At 71.4% G+C, this 16807-nt stretch carries 11 protein-coding genes; 3 read left to right on the top strand and 8 right to left on the bottom strand.

Annotated features, from left to right (window positions below; translation table 11 throughout):
* Positions 1 to 67: 67 nt before the first annotated feature.
* Positions 68 to 856, top strand: coding sequence for an SGNH/GDSL hydrolase family protein (locus HNO83_RS04080; protein WP_175336230.1), 789 nt, complete (start codon positions 68 to 70; stop codon positions 854 to 856).
* Positions 857 to 959: 103 nt separating this feature from the next.
* On the opposite strand, the gene HNO83_RS04085 is transcribed toward HNO83_RS04080, so the two are convergent.
* A complete protein-coding gene (locus HNO83_RS04085; RefSeq protein WP_175336231.1) occupies positions 960 to 3404 on the bottom strand; it encodes a phosphoketolase family protein in 2445 nt (814 codons plus the stop codon).
* Positions 3405 to 3526: 122 nt separating this feature from the next.
* On the opposite strand from HNO83_RS04085, the gene HNO83_RS04090 reads away from it, so the two are divergent.
* Complete coding sequence (locus tag HNO83_RS04090; protein WP_175336232.1) at positions 3527 to 4096, top strand: GNAT family N-acetyltransferase; 570 nt, start codon at positions 3527 to 3529, stop codon at positions 4094 to 4096.
* 36 nt (positions 4097 to 4132) lie between these two features.
* Positions 4133 to 5020, top strand: a complete 888-nt coding sequence (locus HNO83_RS04095) for an EamA family transporter (protein ID WP_175336233.1) — start codon at positions 4133 to 4135, stop codon at positions 5018 to 5020.
* A gap of 12 nt (positions 5021 to 5032) precedes the next feature.
* Here the strand turns inward: HNO83_RS04095 and HNO83_RS04100 are convergent, their stop codons facing one another.
* From HNO83_RS04100 to lgt, 7 genes are all read right to left on the bottom strand, one after another.
* Complete coding sequence (locus tag HNO83_RS04100) at positions 5033 to 5872, bottom strand: ABC transporter permease (protein WP_175336359.1); 840 nt, start codon at positions 5870 to 5872, stop codon at positions 5033 to 5035.
* A gap of 55 nt (positions 5873 to 5927) precedes the next feature.
* Entirely contained in the window at positions 5928 to 6863 is a 936-nt protein-coding gene (locus tag HNO83_RS04105; RefSeq protein WP_175336234.1) for an ABC transporter ATP-binding protein, read from the bottom strand.
* Complete coding sequence (locus HNO83_RS04110) at positions 6860 to 7933, bottom strand: LolA family protein (RefSeq protein ID WP_502708417.1); 1074 nt, start codon at positions 7931 to 7933, stop codon at positions 6860 to 6862. The genes HNO83_RS04105 and HNO83_RS04110 overlap by 4 nt, the downstream gene beginning before the upstream one ends.
* Before the next feature lie 165 nt (positions 7934 to 8098).
* On the bottom strand, positions 8099 to 9514 hold the full coding sequence (gene pyk, locus HNO83_RS04115; RefSeq protein ID WP_175336235.1) for a pyruvate kinase: 1416 nt from the start codon (positions 9512 to 9514) through the stop codon (positions 8099 to 8101).
* Between the two features lie 79 nt (positions 9515 to 9593).
* The gene (locus HNO83_RS04120) at positions 9594 to 11051 is read right to left on the bottom strand and encodes a glutamate synthase subunit beta (protein WP_175336236.1); all 1458 of its coding nucleotides are present in this window, start codon (positions 11049 to 11051) and stop codon (positions 9594 to 9596) included.
* Complete coding sequence (gene gltB, locus HNO83_RS04125) at positions 11044 to 15621, bottom strand: glutamate synthase large subunit (protein WP_175336237.1); 4578 nt, start codon at positions 15619 to 15621, stop codon at positions 11044 to 11046. Before gltB ends, HNO83_RS04120 begins: the two co-directional genes overlap by 8 nt.
* A gap of 169 nt (positions 15622 to 15790) precedes the next feature.
* Positions 15791 to 16792, bottom strand: a complete 1002-nt coding sequence (lgt, locus tag HNO83_RS04130; RefSeq protein ID WP_175336361.1) for a prolipoprotein diacylglyceryl transferase — start codon at positions 16790 to 16792, stop codon at positions 15791 to 15793.
* Positions 16793 to 16807: the final 15 nt, after the last annotated feature.

Genomic DNA, 16807 nt, shown 5'->3' on the forward strand with positions numbered 1-16807 from the left:
CCGGCGTCGTCGCCTGGCGCCCATCGTAGCGACAAGGACGGGCCGCGGGGCGGAGTAGCGTTGCCCTGTGACCGGCACCGCATTCACCAGCTACATCGCCATCGGGGACAGCTTCACGGAGGGCGTCGGCGACGAGCTCCCCGACGGCCGCGTGCGCGGCTGGGCCGACTTCGTGGCGCTCGGGATGGCGGCGGCCTCCCCGACGCCGTTCCGGTATGCGAACCTCGCGGTGCGCGGCCGGAAACTCGGGCCGATCGTTGCCGAGCAGGTCGAGCCGGCCATCGCCCAGCATCCGGATCTCGTCAGCCTGAACGGCGGCGGCAACGACATCATGCGCCCGCGCGTCTCCATCGAGGGCGTCGCGAAGACGCTGATGGATGCGGCGGACCGCGTGGTCGCCTCCGGCAGCCACATGCTGCTCCTCAGCGGCGCGAACCCGAGCCGGCACCTCCCGCTCGGCGGCCTCATCCGGCGCCGCGGCGAGGAGCTGGCGGTGGCGGTGCGGGAGATGCTGCCGCGCGACGGGATCACGTTCGTCGACAATTGGGCCGACGAGGGCCTGGAGGACATCCGCTACTGGTCGGAGGACCGCCTCCACCTTGGCCCGCTGGGTCACGCCAGGGTCGCGAGCAACGTGCTCACCGCGCTCGGCGTGCCGGTGCCCGCCGAGTGGGGCGTGGAGGAGGTCGCCGCAGCGCCCCCAGGCGAGCGCACCCGCCGCACGGCCGCCTACTACCGCCGTCACGTGCTGCCGTGGATCGGGCGCCGGCTCACCGGCCGCTCCTCCGGCGACGGCCGCGCGGCGAAGATCGCCGAGCTGACCGTGGTCGACCCGGAGACCCTCCGCCCGCTCTGACCGCCCCGCGGCGCGCGCGACTGCGGCCGCTCGGAACGTCTGCGGCGGGTCGCGCAGGGGCACACGTTACGCAGGGCCGCAGTCGCCGCGCGGCAAGGGCGGGTCAGTCGTTGTCGCCGCCCGTGGTGTCGATGCGGGTGGTGCGCTCGCCGCCGGCCCAGGTCCACTCGGCCACCTCGGGGATGTCCTCGCCGTGCTCGCGCGTGTACTGCCGGGCGCGCAGGCGGGCGTCCTGCATCTCCTGGCGCAGCTCGGCCTCGCGCGCCGCGAGCCCCGGCACCCGGTCGATCACGTCGATGACCAGGTGGTAACGGTCGAGGTCGTTGAGCATCACCATGTCGAACGGCGTCGTCGTCGTGCCCTCCTCCTTGTAGCCGCGCACGTGCAGGTTGTCGTGGCCGCGACGCCGGTAGGTGAGGCGGTGGATGAGCCACGGGTAGCCGTGGTAGGCGAAGATGACCGGCTTGTCGGTGGTGAACAGCGCGTCGTACTCGCGGTCCGAGAGGCCGTGCGGGTGCTCGCGCTCGTCCTGCAGCCGCATCAGGTCGACGACGTTGACCACACGCACCTTCAGGTCGGGCAGCCGGTCGCGCAGGATGCTCGCCGCGGCCAGCGTCTCCAGGGTCGGGATGTCGCCGGCGCAGCCGAGCACCACATCCGGCTCCTCGCCCTCCACCTCGCTGCCCGCCCACGGGAAGATGCCGATGCCGCGCGTGCAATGCGCGATCGCCTCCTCCATGGTCAGCCACTGCGGCGACGGCTGCTTGCCCGCGACGACCACGTTCACGTAGTCCACCGAGCGCAGGCAGTGGTCGTAGGTGGAGAGCAGGGTGTTCGCGTCGAAGGGCAGGTAGACGCGGACGACGTCCGCCTTCTTGTTGACGACGTGGTCGATGAAGCCGGGGTCCTGGTGCGAGGCGCCGTTGTGGTCCTGCCGCCAGACGTGCGAGCTGAGCAGGTAGTTGAGGGACGCGACCGGGCGCCGCCAGGCGACCTCGCCGGCCGACTTCAGCCACTTCGCGTGCTGGTTGAACATCGAGTCGACGATGTGGATGAACGCCTCGTACGACGTGAAGACGCCGTGCCGCCCGCTGAGCAGGTAGCCCTCGAGCCAGCCCTGGCACTGGTGCTCGCTGAGCACCTCCATCGCCCGGCCCGTCGTCGCCAGGTGGTTGTCGTCGTCGATGGGCAGGTACTCCGCGTTCCACTGCTTGCTGGTGGTGTCGTACACCGCCTGCAGCCGGTTGGACGCCAGCTCGTCGGGCGCGAACAGGCGGAAGTCGTGCGGGTTGCCGGCCATCACATCCCGGAACCACTCGCCGAGCACGCGCGTCGCCTCCGCCACCGTCTCCCCCGGGCTCGGCACGTCGACGGCGTAGTCGCGGAAGTCGGGCAGCCGCAAGTCGCGCCGCAGCAGGCCGCCGTTCGCGACCGGGTTGGCGCTCATCCGCCGCTCGCCCTCCGGCGCCAGCGAGGTGACCAGCGGGACCGGGCGGCCCTCCTCGTCGAACAGCTCCTCCGGGCGGTACGACTTCAGCCAGCTCTCCAGCAGCCGGGTGTGCTCCTCGGTGTCGCGCGCGTTCGCGAGCGGGACCTGGTGCGAGCGCCAGTTGTTCTCGGTGGGGTGCCCGTCGATCTCGGGCGGGCAGGTCCAGCCCTTCGGGGTGCGCAGGATGAGCATCGGCCAGGCGGGCCGTCCGTCGAGCGAGCCGTCGGCCGCCGCGCGCTTGATCTCCGCGATGCGGTCGAGGATCTCGTCGAGCGTCGCGGCCATCCGCTTGTGCACCTCGCGCGGGTCCTCGCCGTCGAAGCCTCCGGAGACGACGTAGGGCGCGTAGCCGTAGCCGCGCATCAGGTCCAGCAGTTCGGATTCCGGGATGCGGGCGAGCACTGTCGGGTTGGCGATCTTGTAGCCGTTCAGGTGCAGGATCGGCAGCACCACCCCGTCCTGCGCCGGGTTCAGGAACTTGTTGGAGTGCCAGGCCGTCGCCAGCGGACCGGTCTCGGCCTCGCCGTCGCCGACGACCGCCGCGACCAGCAGATCGGGGTTGTCGAACGCCGCGCCGTACGCGTGCGACAGCGCGTAGCCGAGCTCGCCGCCCTCGTGGATGGAGCCCGGCGTCTGCGGCGCCGCGTGGCTCGGGATGCCGCCCGGGAAGGAGAACTGCCGGAAGAGCCGGCGCAGGCCGTCCTCGCTGCGGTCGATGGCGCTGTAGAGCTCGCTATAGGTGCCGTCGAGGTAGGCGCTGGCGACCACGCCGGGGCCGCCGTGGCCCGGGCCCGCGACGAACAGCGTGTCCAGGTCGCGCTCCCGGATCGCACGGTTGAGGTGCGCGTAGACGAAGTTCAGCCCCGGCGTCGTGCCCCAGTGCCCGAGCAGCCGCGGCTTGATGTCGTCTCGGCTGAGCGGCCGCCGCAGCAGCGGGTTGTCGAGCAGGTAGATCTGCCCGACGGAGAGGTAGTTCGCCGCGCGCCACCAGGCGTCGAGGGCGTCGAGCGTCTGCTCGGAGAGGTCGTGCTGCGTGGACGCGGTGGACGTGTCGCTCATCGGGGCTCCCCTGGTCGCTGGCCGGTTCACGCGCATCCTACGCGGCCCGGGTGACCGCGTCAGGTGCGGTCCACGGTCGGCCGCCCCTGGCGGCTGTCGGGGGCGGGCGCTAGCGTCGACGCATGAGCGACACAGTGGTCCGGCCGGTCGACGATGACGTGTGGGGCGACCTGGAGACGGTGTTCGGCACCCGCGGCGATCCGTCGGGGTGCTGGTGCCAGTGGTTCACGGTGCCCGGCCGGCAGCGCGACGAGCTCTCGGTCGGCGACCGTCGCGACCGCCTGCACGACCAGGTCCGCAGCGGATCGCCGGGCGTGCTGGCGTGGGTCGATGGCGAACCGGCGGGCTGGGCCGCGGTCGCGCCGTACTCGGCCTACCCGAACCTCGCCCGCTCCCCCATCACGAAACGGGTGGAGGGCGACCCGGCCGACCCGTGGGCCGTGACCTGCTTCGTGGTCCGCCTCGACTTCCGGCGCCAGGGCGTCGCCCGGACCCTGCTGGAGGGCGCCGTGGAGCACGCCAGGACGCAGGGCGCCGAGGTCGTCGAGGGCTACCCGGTGGACACGGAGCTGCGGCCGTCGCTGTCGAGCGCCGAGCGGTACCACGGCACGGTCTCGCTGTTCCGCGACGGCGGATTCGAGGTCGTCCGCCGGCCGAGCACGACCCGGGCGATCATGCGGCTCGCCCTCTGAGCGTTCGCCGCCCGGCGCGCCGGTAAGCTCGATCGGGTGAGCTCCAGCCGTCGCGACCGTCTCGTCGGTGCGGGCACCCAGGTCGCGACCGAGATCAGCATCAACTACGGCTCGTCGCTCGCCGGCCTCCTCATCCCGGTCGTCGGATCGGTCGTCGTCGTCGCCGCGCGCCAGGTGGTCACCGCGGTCGTGGTGCTCCCCTTCTACCGGCCGCGCCGCGCCGAACTGACCTGGCGGCGGCTGTGGCCGGCGCTCGCGCTCGGCGTCGTGCTCGCGGCGATGAACCTCAGCTTCTACGAGTCGGTCGGCCGGCTCGGGCTCGGGATGGCGGCGACCATCGAGTTCCTCGGGCCGTTCGCGCTCGCTCTGGCCGGATCCCGGCGCTGGCTGGATGCGGGATGCGCGGTGGCCGCGGCCGCGGGCGTCCTGCTCCTCACCGCGACCGAGGGCAGCGTCGACCCGCTCGGGGTCGTGCTCGCCCTCACCGCCGCCGCGGCCTGGGCGGCCTACATCCTGCTCACGCGGCAGGTCGCGACGCGCCTCCCGGGGCTCGAGGGCTTGAGCGTCGCGAGCGTCGTCTCGACGGTGCTGACGGTCCCCCTCGCCCTGGTCGTGATCGACTACAGCCGGCTGGACGCGCAGGTGCTCCTGCTGCTGCTCGCGCTCGGCGTGCTGTCGTCGGCGGTGCCGTACAGCCTCGACACGTTCATCCTGCGCCGGATCACCCCGCGGCTGTACGCCGTCATCACGAGCTTCGGCCCGGTCGTCGCGACGGTGTTCGGCGTCATCGTGCTGCACGAGCGGTTCTCGCTCGTGCAGCTGGTCGGCATCCTGATCGTGTGCGCCGCCGCGGGCATCACCATCGCGACCCAGCGGGAGCAGCCGCGCTCCGAGCTGGAGCAGACGGCCGAATCCATCCCCTGACCTCAACCGAGCTCAGCTGAGGATGTCTTTGGTGGTGAAGCGGCCGACGGCCAGGGCGCCGAAGACGGCGATGTAGCCGAGCTGCAGCAGCGCGTTGGAGCCGAACGAGTCCCACGAGATCGGGTCGCGCAGCAGATCGCCGAAGCCGAGCCAGTAGTGGCTGAACAGCCACGGATGCAGGGCGTCCAGCTGCGGGAGCTGGTCGAGCACCTGCGAGACCACCGCCAGCACCGCGGTCGCCGCCATCGCCCCCACCGGGACGTCGGTGAGCGTCGAGAGGAACAGCCCGATCGCGCACAGCCCCAGCAGCGAGACCACGATGTACAGCGAGATGAGGAGCAGCCGGAGGTACGCCTCCCCCAGGCTCACCTGCACCCCCGAAAGCAGTGTGACCGGTCCGATCGGGAACAGCAGCACGCCGATCAGCGCGCCCGCCACCGCGACCGCGAGGGCCGCGGCCAGGGAGAACACGGCGCTGCCGACATACTTCACCGCGAGCAGCCGCAGGCGCCCGGCCGGTGCGATCACGAGGTAGCGGAGCGTGCCGTGGCTCGCCTCCCCCGCGATCGTGTCGCCGGCGACCACGCCGATGGTCAGCGGCAGGAACAGCGGGACGCACACCACGAGCGCGGTGAACGCGACGAAGACGCCGTTCGAGGTGATGTCGCTGAGGAACGCCGGACCGCGCGAGCTGCCCCCGGTGATCCGCACGGCCACCGCGATGAGCAGCGGGATCGCCGCGAGGGCCGCCAGCATCGCCCAGGTGCGCCAGCGGCGGAACATCACCGACAGCTCCGAGCCGAGCAGGGCCCAGCCGGCGGCCGGACGCTCCCGCCGGGCGGCGACGGACATCGCATGGGCGTCACGGGCTGCGCGCGGCGCCTCCCCGTCCGGCACCGCGGTCAGCTCACTGCTCGACATCGAAGCCCTCCCCGGTGAGCTCGACGAACCGCTCCTCCAGGCTCGACGACCGCACGGCGAAGCCGCGCAGGCGCACGCCGTCGCCGACGAGCGCGGCGGAGAGCTCCTCTGCGGCCGGCGCGGCCGCGCCGAGCCCGGCCTCCACCCCCGAACCGGTCGCGACGGGGTCCAGCCCGAAGCGGCGGAGGGTGGCGACCGCCAGGGCCGTGTCCGGCGATTCGACCGCCACCCGCGGCCCGGAGGCGCTCCGCAGCTCGTCGAGCGATCCCTGCGCGACGAGCCGGCCGGCGCGCATGATCGCGGCGTGCGTGCACACCTGCTCGATCTCGGCGAGCAGATGGCTGGAGACGAACACGGTGGTGCCCTCGTCGGCGAGCGAGCGGACCAGGGCGCGCACCTCGCGCGTGCCCTGCGGGTCGAGCCCGTTCGTCGGCTCGTCGAGCACCAGCAGGTCGCGGTCGGTGAGGAGCGCGCCGGCGATGCCGAGCCGCTGCTTCATCCCGAGCGAGTACGCGCGCACGTGCTTTCCCGCCGCGTGGGACAGGCCGACCCGGTCGAGCGCCGCCGACACGCGCGCCTTCCGGGTCGCCCCCGGTGCGTAGCGGTCGGCGGTGTCGCGCCGCAGCAGGTTCGCGGTGCCCGAGAGGTACGGCGCGAAGGCCGGCCCCTCGACCAGCGCACCGACGCGCGGCAGCACCCGCGCGCCGCGGTCGGGCATCGCCTCCCCCAGCAGCCGGATGGACCCGGCGGACGGGGACACGAGGCCCAGCAGCATCCGGATCGTGGTCGTCTTGCCCGAGCCGTTGGGGCCGAGGAAACCGAACACCGACCCGCGGGGCACGTTCAGGTCGAGGCCGTCGACGACCGCCCGCGACCGGAAGCGCTTGGTGAGCCCGCTGGTCGCGATCGCCGCGTCGGTCACTGGCCCGATGCCTGCGGGGCCGGCTGGGCGGCCGCCGCCTGGAGGGCGGAGACCGGCACGGAGCCGGCGAGCACCCGGCCGTCCGCGGTGACGAGCACCGAGACCACCGACGAGCTGAGGGCCCGGCCGCCGTCCACCGGCTGGGTCAGCTGAGCGAACAGCGGATCGTCGGCGACCGACGACGGCGCGGAGCCGGCGGGCAGCGCGACGATGGTCGCCCATCCTGTGCCCGTGACGGTCGGCTTCGGGTGCTCGTGGGCGCCCTTGCCGGCAGAGTCGCCCTTCGGCAGCGCCTGCTCGGTGACCGAGGCGCCCTTCGGCGGCGTGAACGAGAACACGGAGGCGTCGGGCCGCTGGTCGCTGAACGCGGTGAACCCGGCCTCGAACGCGGGCGAGCTCGCGCCGCGTGCGGTGACGGCCACCTTCAGCGGGATGCCGGTCTTCCCGTCCACGGCGATCGACACGCTTCCGATGAGCGTGGTGGTCGCCTTGGGCTTCAGCACGAGGTCGTAGGCGTCACGGCCGGCCACCGAGGTGTCGGAGCCGAGCGTGACCTGGGTGGAGGGGTCGACGGCGTCGAGGAAGCGCTGCGCGAGCTGCGACGGGGTGAGCGCGGTCGCATCCGGCGCGGGGGTCTTCTCGCTGTGCGCGGGGACCGTCGCGTGCAGCACCTTCTCGCCGCTGGACTGGTAGAGCCACAGGTCGGAGCCGTTGCGGATCGCGTCGCGCTCGGCGAGGCGGTCGAGCACCTGGACGCGCACCTTGCTCGGTCCGTCCACCCACACCTTGGCGGTGTGGTCGGCGAGGGCCAGCTCGAGCAGGCCGGCGGCGCCGCCGTCGGTGCCCTTCGTCGCGCTCACGGGCAGGTCGGGAAGGCCCAGGTCGGAGCTCTGCGAGACGGTGCCCGAGAACGACCGGGTGTCGCTCGCGGCGACCAGCCGGAGCACATCGGCGGGCGACTTCACGGGCAGGTCCGATGCGCCGGCGGCGAGCGGCGCGACGATCACGGCGGCGGCGATCGCGGCCGGTACGACGACGGCGGGCGCCCAGCGCATCCAACGGTGTTCCATGACCTCAGGGTACGCGCGCCCCACCCCATCCGACCCTGCGGATTGCATGGGAAACCGGGACTTCATCCCCCGGTCTGACGCCGTGTCGTCCCCCAGGATGACACGGCACGCGCGCCGGACGCACGGAGGGCCCCGCTCGTCGAGCGGGGCCCTCCGTGACCGGTGCTACAGGACGTCGCCGACCCGGTGCACGCGGATGTCGTTGGTGGTTCCGGGGATCCCGGGAGGGGAGCCGGAGATGATGATCACCTTGTCGCCGTCGACGGCACGGCCGGTCGACTTGAGCGCCTCGTCCACCTGCGCGACCATCTGGTCGGTGTGGGTGACGCGGCCCACGACGAAGGACTCCACACCCCAGAACAGCGACATGCGGCGGCGCACCGACTCCTCCGGCGTGAACGCCAGGATCGGGATCTTGTTGCGCAGTCGCGCCATGCGGCGGGCCGACTCGCCCGACTCCGTGAAGACGCAGAGGAACTTCGCCTCGACGAAGTCGGCGACCTCGGTCGCCGCGAGCGTGATCGCACCCGACTGGGTGCGCGGGCGGGTGCCGAGCGGCTGGATGCGCTCCAGGCCGTGCTCCTCGGTGGAGGTGACGATCCGGGACATGGTCTGCACCGTGATCGCCGGGTACTCGCCGACGCTGGTCTCACCGGAGAGCATGACCGCGTCCGCACCGTCGAGCACCGCGTTGGCGACGTCGGAGGTCTCGGCGCGGGTCGGGACCGGGCTCGAGATCATCGACTCCAGCATCTGGGTGGCGACGATGACCGGCTTCGCGGCGCGGCGGGCCAGCTCGACCGCGCGCTTCTGCACGATCGGGACCGCCTCCAGCGGGAGCTCGACGCCCAGGTCGCCGCGGGCGACCATGATGGCGTCGAACGCCTCGATGATCTCCTCCAGCGCCTCGACGGCCTGCGGCTTCTCGATCTTCGCGACGACCGGGACCTTGCGGCCCTCCTCCGCCATGATCTCGTGCACGCGGCGGATGTCGATGGCGTTGCGCACGAACGACAGCGCGATCAGGTCGGCGCCGAGCTTGAGGCCCCAGCGGAGGTCGGCCTCGTCCTTCTCGGACAGCGCGGGCACGTTGACCGCGACGCCCGGGAGGTTGATGCCCTTGTTGTTCGACACCGGGCCCGCGACGACGACCTCGGTCGTGACGACCGGACCGTCGACGGAGACCACGCGGACGCGCACCTTGCCGTCGTCGATGAGCAGGTAGTCGCCGGGGCGCACGTCGTTCGGCAGGCCCTTGAACGTCGTCGACGAGATCTCCTTGGTACCGATGATGTCCTCGGTGGTGATCTTGAAGATGTCGCCCTCGGCGAGCTCGTAGGGGCCGGCCTCGAACTTGCCGAGACGGATCTTCGGACCCTGCAGGTCGACCAGCACGGCGACCGGCTTCCCGGCGTCCTCGGCGGCCTTCCGCACGTTCGCGTAGACCCCCTCGTGCACCTCGTAGCTGCCGTGGCTGAGGTTCATGCGCGCCACGTCCACACCCGCGTCGATGATCGCGCGGATGTTGTCATAGCTGGAGGTCGCCGGCCCGAGGGTCGCGACGATTTTGGCCCTTCTCATGCTTTTTGTTCGCTCCGTTTTTCTGCGCCCTGGGCGCTGGATTTCAAGCTGACGCCCGGTCTTTCGGGCATCTCCTCGTTCAGACGAGGATGCCGCGGTCGGTGGGACGGATCGGAGACGGCAACTGCGTCTCCCCTTCAAGATACCGGTCGACGGCGGCCGCCGCTGCACGGCCCTCGGCGATCGCCCACACGATGAGCGACTGCCCGCGGCCCGCGTCGCCGGCGACGAACACGCCCTCCTGCTCGGTCTGGTACTCGCCGTCGCGCGCCACGTTCCCGCGGCCGTCGAACGGCAGGGCCAGCTGCGAGGACAGGTCCTGCTGCTCCGGGCCGGTGAAGCCGAGAGCCAGCAGCACGAGATCTGCGGGGATCTCGCGCTCGGTGCCGGCCTTCGGCACGCGGCGTCCGTCCAGGAACTCGGTCTCGGCCACGCGCAGCGCGCGCACCTCGCCGAACTCGTTGGCCAGGAACTCGACGGTCGACGCGAGGTACTCGCGCCGTCCGCCCTCCTCGTGCGCCGACTGCACCTCGAAAAGGGTCGGGGTCATCGGCCACGGCTGGTTCTCCGGGCGCTCCGCGGGCGGCTGCTTGCCGATCGCCAGGTTGGTGACGCTCGCCGCGCCCTGACGGTGGGCGGTGCCGATGCAGTCCGCGCCGGTGTCGCCGCCGCCGAGGACGACGACGTGCTTGCCGTCCGCGGTGATCTGGTCGGCGATCTGGTCGCCGGCGCCCGCCTTGTTCTGCTGCACCAGGTACTCCATGGCGAAGTGCACGCCGGAGAGTTCACGGCCCGGGATGGGCAGGTCGCGCGGGACCATCGCCCCGGTCGCCACCACGACGGCGTCGTAGCGGGCGCGCAGGTCGTCCCAGGCGATGTCCACGCCGATGTTCACGCCCGCACGGAAGCGGGTGCCCTCGGCCATCATCTGGTTGAGCCGCGCCTCCAGGTGCTTCTTCTCCATCTTGAAGTCCGGGATGCCGTACCGCAGCAGGCCGCCGATCCGGTCGTCGCGCTCGTACACCGCGACGGTGTGGCCGGCACGGGTCAGCTGCTGCGCGGCGGCGAGGCCGGCCGGGCCGGAGCCGACGACGGCGACCGTCTTGCCGGTGAGGCGCTCCGGCGGGTGCGGCTGCACCCAGCCGTTCTGCCAGGCCTGGTCGATGATCGAGACCTCGACCTGCTTGATCGTCACGGCCGGCTGGTTGATGCCGAGCACGCACGACGACTCGCACGGGGCCGGGCAGAGGCGCCCCGTGAACTCCGGGAAGTTGTTGGTCGCGTGCAGGCGGTCGATCGCCTGGCGGCCCTCCCCGCGCCACATCAGGTCGTTCCACTCCGGGATCAGGTTGCCCAGCGGGCAGCCGGAGTGGCAGAACGGCACGCCGCAGTCCATGCAGCGGCCGGCCTGCCGGCGCAGCTGCGCCGGGTCCTGCGCCTCGTAGACCTCTTTCCAGTCCATGAGTCGCACGGAGACGGGGCGGCGCTTCGGCAGCTCCCGCTCGGTCGTCTTCAGGAAACCCTTCGGGTCAGCCACCGGTCACCTCCAAGATTCGGTTCCAAACGATGTCGCCGTCGGGGTCGAGACCCTCGTCGACGGCCTCCTGGCGCATCTGCAGCACCGCGGCGTAGTCGCGCGGCAGCACCTTGACGAACTTCGCGACGGTCTCGTCGAAGTCCTCCAGCATCCGGGTCGCGAGCGTCGAGCCGGTCTCGGCAGCGTGCCGCTCCAGCAGGTCGCGCACGATCTCGATGTCGGCGCTCCCGAGCGGAAGGAGCTCCAGCTCCCCGCTCGCCAGCGAGTCCCGGTTCACGCGTTCGCGCTTCAGGTCGTACACGTAGGCCGTGCCGCCCGACATGCCCGCACCGAGGTTCCGGCCGGTGCCGCCGAGGATGACGGCGAGGCCGCCGGTCATGTACTCGAGCGCGTGGTCCCCCACGCCCTCGACGACCGCGGTCGCCCCGGAGTTGCGCACCAGGAACCGCTCGCCCACGATGCCGCGGATGAACATGCTGCCCTGCGTCGCGCCGTAGCCGATCACGTTGCCGGCGATCACGTTCCGCTCGGCCGCGAAGACGGTGCCCTGCGGCGGGCGCACGACGATCTCGCCGCCCGAGAGACCCTTGCCGACGTAGTCGTTCGAGTCGCCGACGAGCCGGAGCGTGATGCCCGCGGGCAGGAAGGCCCCGAACGACTGGCCTGCCGAGCCGGTGAGCGTGATGTCGATCGACCCGGCCGGCAGCCCGTTCTCGCCGTGGCGGACGGTCACCTCGTGGCCGAGCATCGTGCCGACGGCGCGCTCGGTGTTGCGGATGGGGAGGCTCAGCTCGATCCGTCCGCCGTTCGTCAGCACGTCTTCGGCCGCCTCGATCAGCTGCACGTCGAAGTGCTGCTCCAGTTCGTGGTCCTGCGCACGGCCGTTCTTGCGCGGCGCCTCCGGCCCGAAGGCGGGGCCGCGCAGGATCGGCGTGAGGTCGAGACCGGACGCCTTCCAGTGCTCGATCGCGCGGTCCACATCCAGGAGCTCGGCGTGGCCGATCGCCTCGTCGAGCGTGCGGAAGCCGAGCGCCGCGAGGTACTCGCGCACCTCCTCCGCGATGAACTCGAAGAAGTTGACGACGAACTCCGGCTTGCCGGAGAACCGGGCGCGGAGCTCCGGGTTCTGCGTGGCGACGCCGACCGGGCAGGTGTCCAGGTGGCAGACGCGCATCATGACGCAGCCGGAGACCACGAGCGGTGCGGTCGCGAAGCCGAACTCCTCCGCGCCGAGCAGGGCGCCGACGATCACGTCGCGGCCGGTCTTCAGCTGGCCGTCGACCTGCACGACCACGCGCTCGCGCATCCCGTTCAGCATCAGCGTCTGCTGCGTCTCGGCCAGGCCCAGCTCCCACGGCGTGCCCGCGTGCTTGAGCGAGTTGACCGGCGACGCGCCGGTGCCGCCGTCGTGGCCGGAGACCAGGATGACGTCGGCCAGCGCCTTCGCCGTGCCCGCCGCGACCGCGCCGATGCCCGACTCGGAGACGAGCTTGACGTGGATGCGGGCGCCCGGGTTCGCGCGCTTCAGGTCGAAGATCAGCTGCTTGAGGTCTTCGATCGAGTAGATGTCGTGGTGCGGCGGCGGCGAGATGAGGCCGACGCCGGCGGTCGCGTGCCGGGTGCGCGCGACCCACGGGTACACCTTGGTCGGCGGAAGCTGGCCGCCCTCGCCGGGCTTCGCGCCCTGGGCGAGCTTGATCTGGATGTCGTCGGCGTGCGTCAGGTACATCGACGTGACGCCGAACCGGCCCGACGCGACCTGCTTGATCGCGCTGCGGCGCTCCGGGTCGAGCAGGCGGTCGAGGTCCTCGCCGCCCTCACCGGTGTTCGACTTGGCGCCGAGCCGGTTCATGGCGATCGCGAGCGTTTCGTGCGCCTCCTTCGAGATGGAGCCGTAGCTCATCGCGCCGGTGGAGAACCGCTTGACGATCGACGAGACGGGCTCGACCTCCTCCAGCGGCACCGGCGGTCGCTCGCCCTCCTTGAGGGAGAACATCCCGCGCAGGGTCATCAGGGATGCCGACTGGTCGTCGACGAGCTCCGTGTACTCCCGGAACACGTCGTAGCGGCGCGTGCGCGTCGAATGCTGCAGGCGGAACACCGTCTCCGGGTTGAACAGGTGCGGCGAGCCGTCGCGGCGCCACTGGTACTCGCCACCGGTCGCCAGCCGCTCGTGAGCGAGGGCGGCGCCCTCCGACGGGTAGGCGCTCTCGTGGCGGGCCAGGTTCTCGGCCGCGATCACTTCGATCCCGACGCCGCCGAGCTTGCTCGTGGTGCCGGTGAAGTACTGGTCGACGAACTCCTGGCTCAGTCCGACGGCCTCGAACGCCTGGGCGCCGGCGTACGACGACACCGTCGAGATGCCCATCTTCGACATGATCTTGAGCACGCCCTTGCCGAGCGCCTTGATCACGTTCTTGACGGCCTTCTCCGGGGTGACGCCGGTGATCATGCCGCTGCGGACGAGCTCCTCGCAGGTCTCCATCGCGAGGTACGGGTTGATCGCCGAGGCGCCGTAGCCGATGAGCAGCGCGACGTGGTGCACCTCGCGCACGTCGCCCGCCTCCACGATGAGGCCCGCCTTCATGCGGGTCTCGGAGCGGATGAGGTGGTGGTGCACGGCCGCGAGCATGAGCAGCGACGGGATGGGCGCGAGGTCCTTGGTGGAGTCGCGGTCGCTGAGCACGATGAACTGCGCGCCCTGCGCGATCGCCTCGTCCACCTCGTCGCACATCTCGGCCAGGCGGCGCTCCAGGGCGTCGGGGCCGGCGTCGGAGCGGTACAGGCCGCGCACGGTGGTCGTGAGCGTGCTGCCGGGTCGCGGGTCGATGTGCTGGATCTTCGCCAGCTCGTCGTTGTCGATCACCGGGAAGTCGAGCACGACCTGCTTGGCGTGCTCCGGGCCTGCGGTGAGCAGGTTGCGCTCCGGGCCGAGGCCCAGCTTCAGCGAGGTGACGACCTCCTCGCGGATGGAGTCGAGCGGCGGGTTGGTGACCTGCGCGAACTGCTGGGTGAAGTAGTCGAAGAGCAGCCGCGGGCGCTCGGAGAGCACCGCCACGGGCGTGTCCGAGCCCATCGCGCCGAGCGGCTCCGCACCGGTCGTCGCCATCGGCTTGAGGAGGATGCGGACCTCCTCCTCGGTGTAGCCGAACGTCCGCTGCCGGCGCACGATCGACGCAGGGGTGTGGACGATGTGCTCGCGCTCCGGGAGGTCCTTCAGGTTGATCCGGCCCTCGTCCAGCCAGTCGCCGTAGGGGGCGCCTGCGGCGAGCTCGGACTTGATCTCCTCGTCCTCGATCAGGCGGCCCGCGACCGTGTCCACCAGGAACATGCGGCCCGGGCGCAGGCGGCCCTTGCGCACGATCCGGCTCGGCTCGATGTCGAGCACGCCGATCTCGGAGGCGAGCACCACCAGGCCGTCGTTCGTGACGACGTACCGTCCGGGACGCAGGCCGTTGCGATCGAGGGTCGCGCCGACCAGCGAGCCGTCGGTGAAGACGATCGCGGCAGGGCCGTCCCACGGCTCCATGAGCATCGAGTGGTACTCGTAGAAGGCGCGGCGGACCGGGTCGATCTCGGTCTGGTTCTCCCAGGCCTCCGGCACCATCATCATCACCGCGTGCGGCAGCGGGCGGCCGCTCAGCGAGATGAGCTCCACGACCTCGTCGAACGAGGCCGAGTCGGAGGCGCCGGGCGTCACGACCGGGAAGATCGGGCGGAGGTCGCCGAGCAGCTCGCTCTCCAGCTGCGACTGGCGCGCGCGCATCCAGTTGCGGTTGCCCTGCACGGTGTTGATCTCGCCGTTGTGCGCGATCATGCGGAACGGCTGGGCGAGCGGCCACGACGGGAACGTGTTCGTCGAGTAGCGCGAGTGCACCAGCGCGAGCTTGGAGGCGAAGCGCTCGTCGGAGAGGTCGGGGTAGAACGGCTCCAGCTGGAGCGTGGTGACCATGCCCTTGTAGACCAGCGTGCGGCTGGAGAGCGACGAGAAGTAGAGGTCGAGCTCGCGCTCGGCGCGCTTGCGCAGGAAGAACGTCAGACGGTCGAGCGCGATGCCGGCGACCGGCTCGCCCTTCTCGTCGAGACGCGTCGACGTGACGTACAGCTGTTCGATGACCGGCATCGCCTGGCGCGCGAGCGTGCCCAGCTCCTCCGGGCGCACCGGCACGGGACGCCAGCCGAGCACGGTCAGCTCGTGCTCGACCGCGATCGCCTCGAGAGCCGCCTTGACCTCGCCGCGCTCGGACTCCTCCGTGGGCAGGAAGGCGTTGCCGACGGCGTAGCGTCCGGCGGCGGGAAGCTCGAAGCCCGCGACGGCGCGCAGGAACGCGTCGGGAACCTGCGTGATGATGCCCGCGCCGTCGCCGGTGCCCGCGTCGGAGCCCACCGCGCCGCGGTGCTCCAGGTGCCGGAGCGCCTCGAGCGCGGCGTCGATGATGTCGTGCCCGGCGGTGCCGCGGAGCGTGGCGACCATGGCCAGGCCGCAGGCGTCCTTCTCATGGGCAGGGTCGTACAGGCCCTGGGGGCCTGGCACGGTCCCGAAGCGGGAATGGGGAGGCGTGAGCGCCATCTGTCGACCGTCCTCACAGTGTCGTGGATGTGGGGATGTTGGGTGCGGGGACGCCATCGGCCCGATGCGGGGAGGTTTTGCCGTCTGCGGCTGGGCTGTGTGCGGCCCGGTCGGGAGGGTCAGGTGCGTGGGATCGCCTCGACGAGTTGCTTCCTTCGAGCCGTCCGGATCATCCGTTCGTGGGGCTTGTGGCCTTGGCCGAAGCGGACCCGGCAGGCACACCGTCAGCATCGGCGGTGTCCTCGTCCTCCAGGTCCGTGTCGTCCGAGTCTACCTCAGCATCCGGGCGAACCCATTCACGACCCGGCTGGTACGGGCTCGGCTCGAGCCCGGGGTGCCGGCGCGACTGCACGAGGAAGATGATGACGCCCAGCACGACCGCGCCGAAGGCGGCCCAGACGTTGCTCGGGATGCCGAGGAAGTTGAACTCGCTCGGGTCGATGCGGATCGACTCCAGGTAGGAGCGGCCGAGGCCGTACCAGATGAGGTACACGGCGAGCACCTTGCCCCACTGCAGCGTGAACCTGCGCTGGAGGAAGACGATGACGATCACGCCGATGACGTTCCAGATCATCTCGTAGAGGAACAGCGGCTGGAACAGCGTGTTCTCCGGGAGGCCCACCGGGATCGCCTTGTTGCCGGGGTCGATCTCCAGGCCCCAAGGGAGGGTGGTGGGGAGGCCGAACAGCTCCTGGTTGAAGTAGTTGCCGAAGCGGCCGATGGCCTGCGCGAGCAGCAGCGCGGGCGCGACGGCATCGGCGAAGGTCCAGAAGCGCAGGCCGGTCCATCGGCAGCCCAGCCAGACGCCGATCGCGCCGCCGATCATCGCGCCGAAGATGGCGCCGCCGCCCTCCCAGATCGCCCAGATGCTGCCGGGCTGGAACGGGTTCCAGATGTTGGCGCCCGGGTAGAAGAAGTCCTGCGGGTGCGTGACCACGTGGTACAGCCGCGCACCGACGATGCCGAGCGGGACGGCGCACAGCAGGATGTCGAGCACGACCCCGGGCTCTGCGCCGCGCTTGGTGAGCCGGCGGGACGTCCACATGGCGGCGATGATGATGCCCACCAGGATGACCAGCGCGTAGGTCTGGACGCGGTACGGCCAGAAGGGCAACGGGATCTGCGCCCACTCGGGGCTGGGGCTGGGGATGCTGGTCATCCAGCCGCTCATCGTCGCGAACACCCG

This window comes from Leifsonia sp. C5G2 (assembly GCF_013359685.1).
Taxonomy (GTDB): domain Bacteria; phylum Actinomycetota; class Actinomycetes; order Actinomycetales; family Microbacteriaceae; genus Leifsonia.

Coding starts and splice junctions, on each gene's coding strand:
- HNO83_RS04085 (WP_175336231.1), bottom strand. CDS start 3,404: ATGAGCGACACGTCCACCGCGTCCACGCAGCACGACCTCTCCGAGCAG.
- HNO83_RS04090 (WP_175336232.1), top strand. CDS start 3,527: ATGAGCGACACAGTGGTCCGGCCGGTCGACGATGACGTGTGGGGCGAC.
- HNO83_RS04100 (WP_175336359.1), bottom strand. CDS start 5,872: ATGTCCGTCGCCGCCCGGCGGGAGCGTCCGGCCGCCGGCTGGGCCCTG.
- HNO83_RS04110 (WP_502708417.1), bottom strand. CDS start 7,933: ATGGAACACCGTTGGATGCGCTGGGCGCCCGCCGTCGTCGTACCGGCC.
- pyk (WP_175336235.1), bottom strand. CDS start 9,514: ATGAGAAGGGCCAAAATCGTCGCGACCCTCGGGCCGGCGACCTCCAGC.
- gltB (WP_175336237.1), bottom strand. CDS start 15,621: ATGGCGCTCACGCCTCCCCATTCCCGCTTCGGGACCGTGCCAGGCCCC.
- lgt (WP_175336361.1), bottom strand. CDS start 16,792: ATGAGCGGCTGGATGACCAGCATCCCCAGCCCCAGCCCCGAGTGGGCG.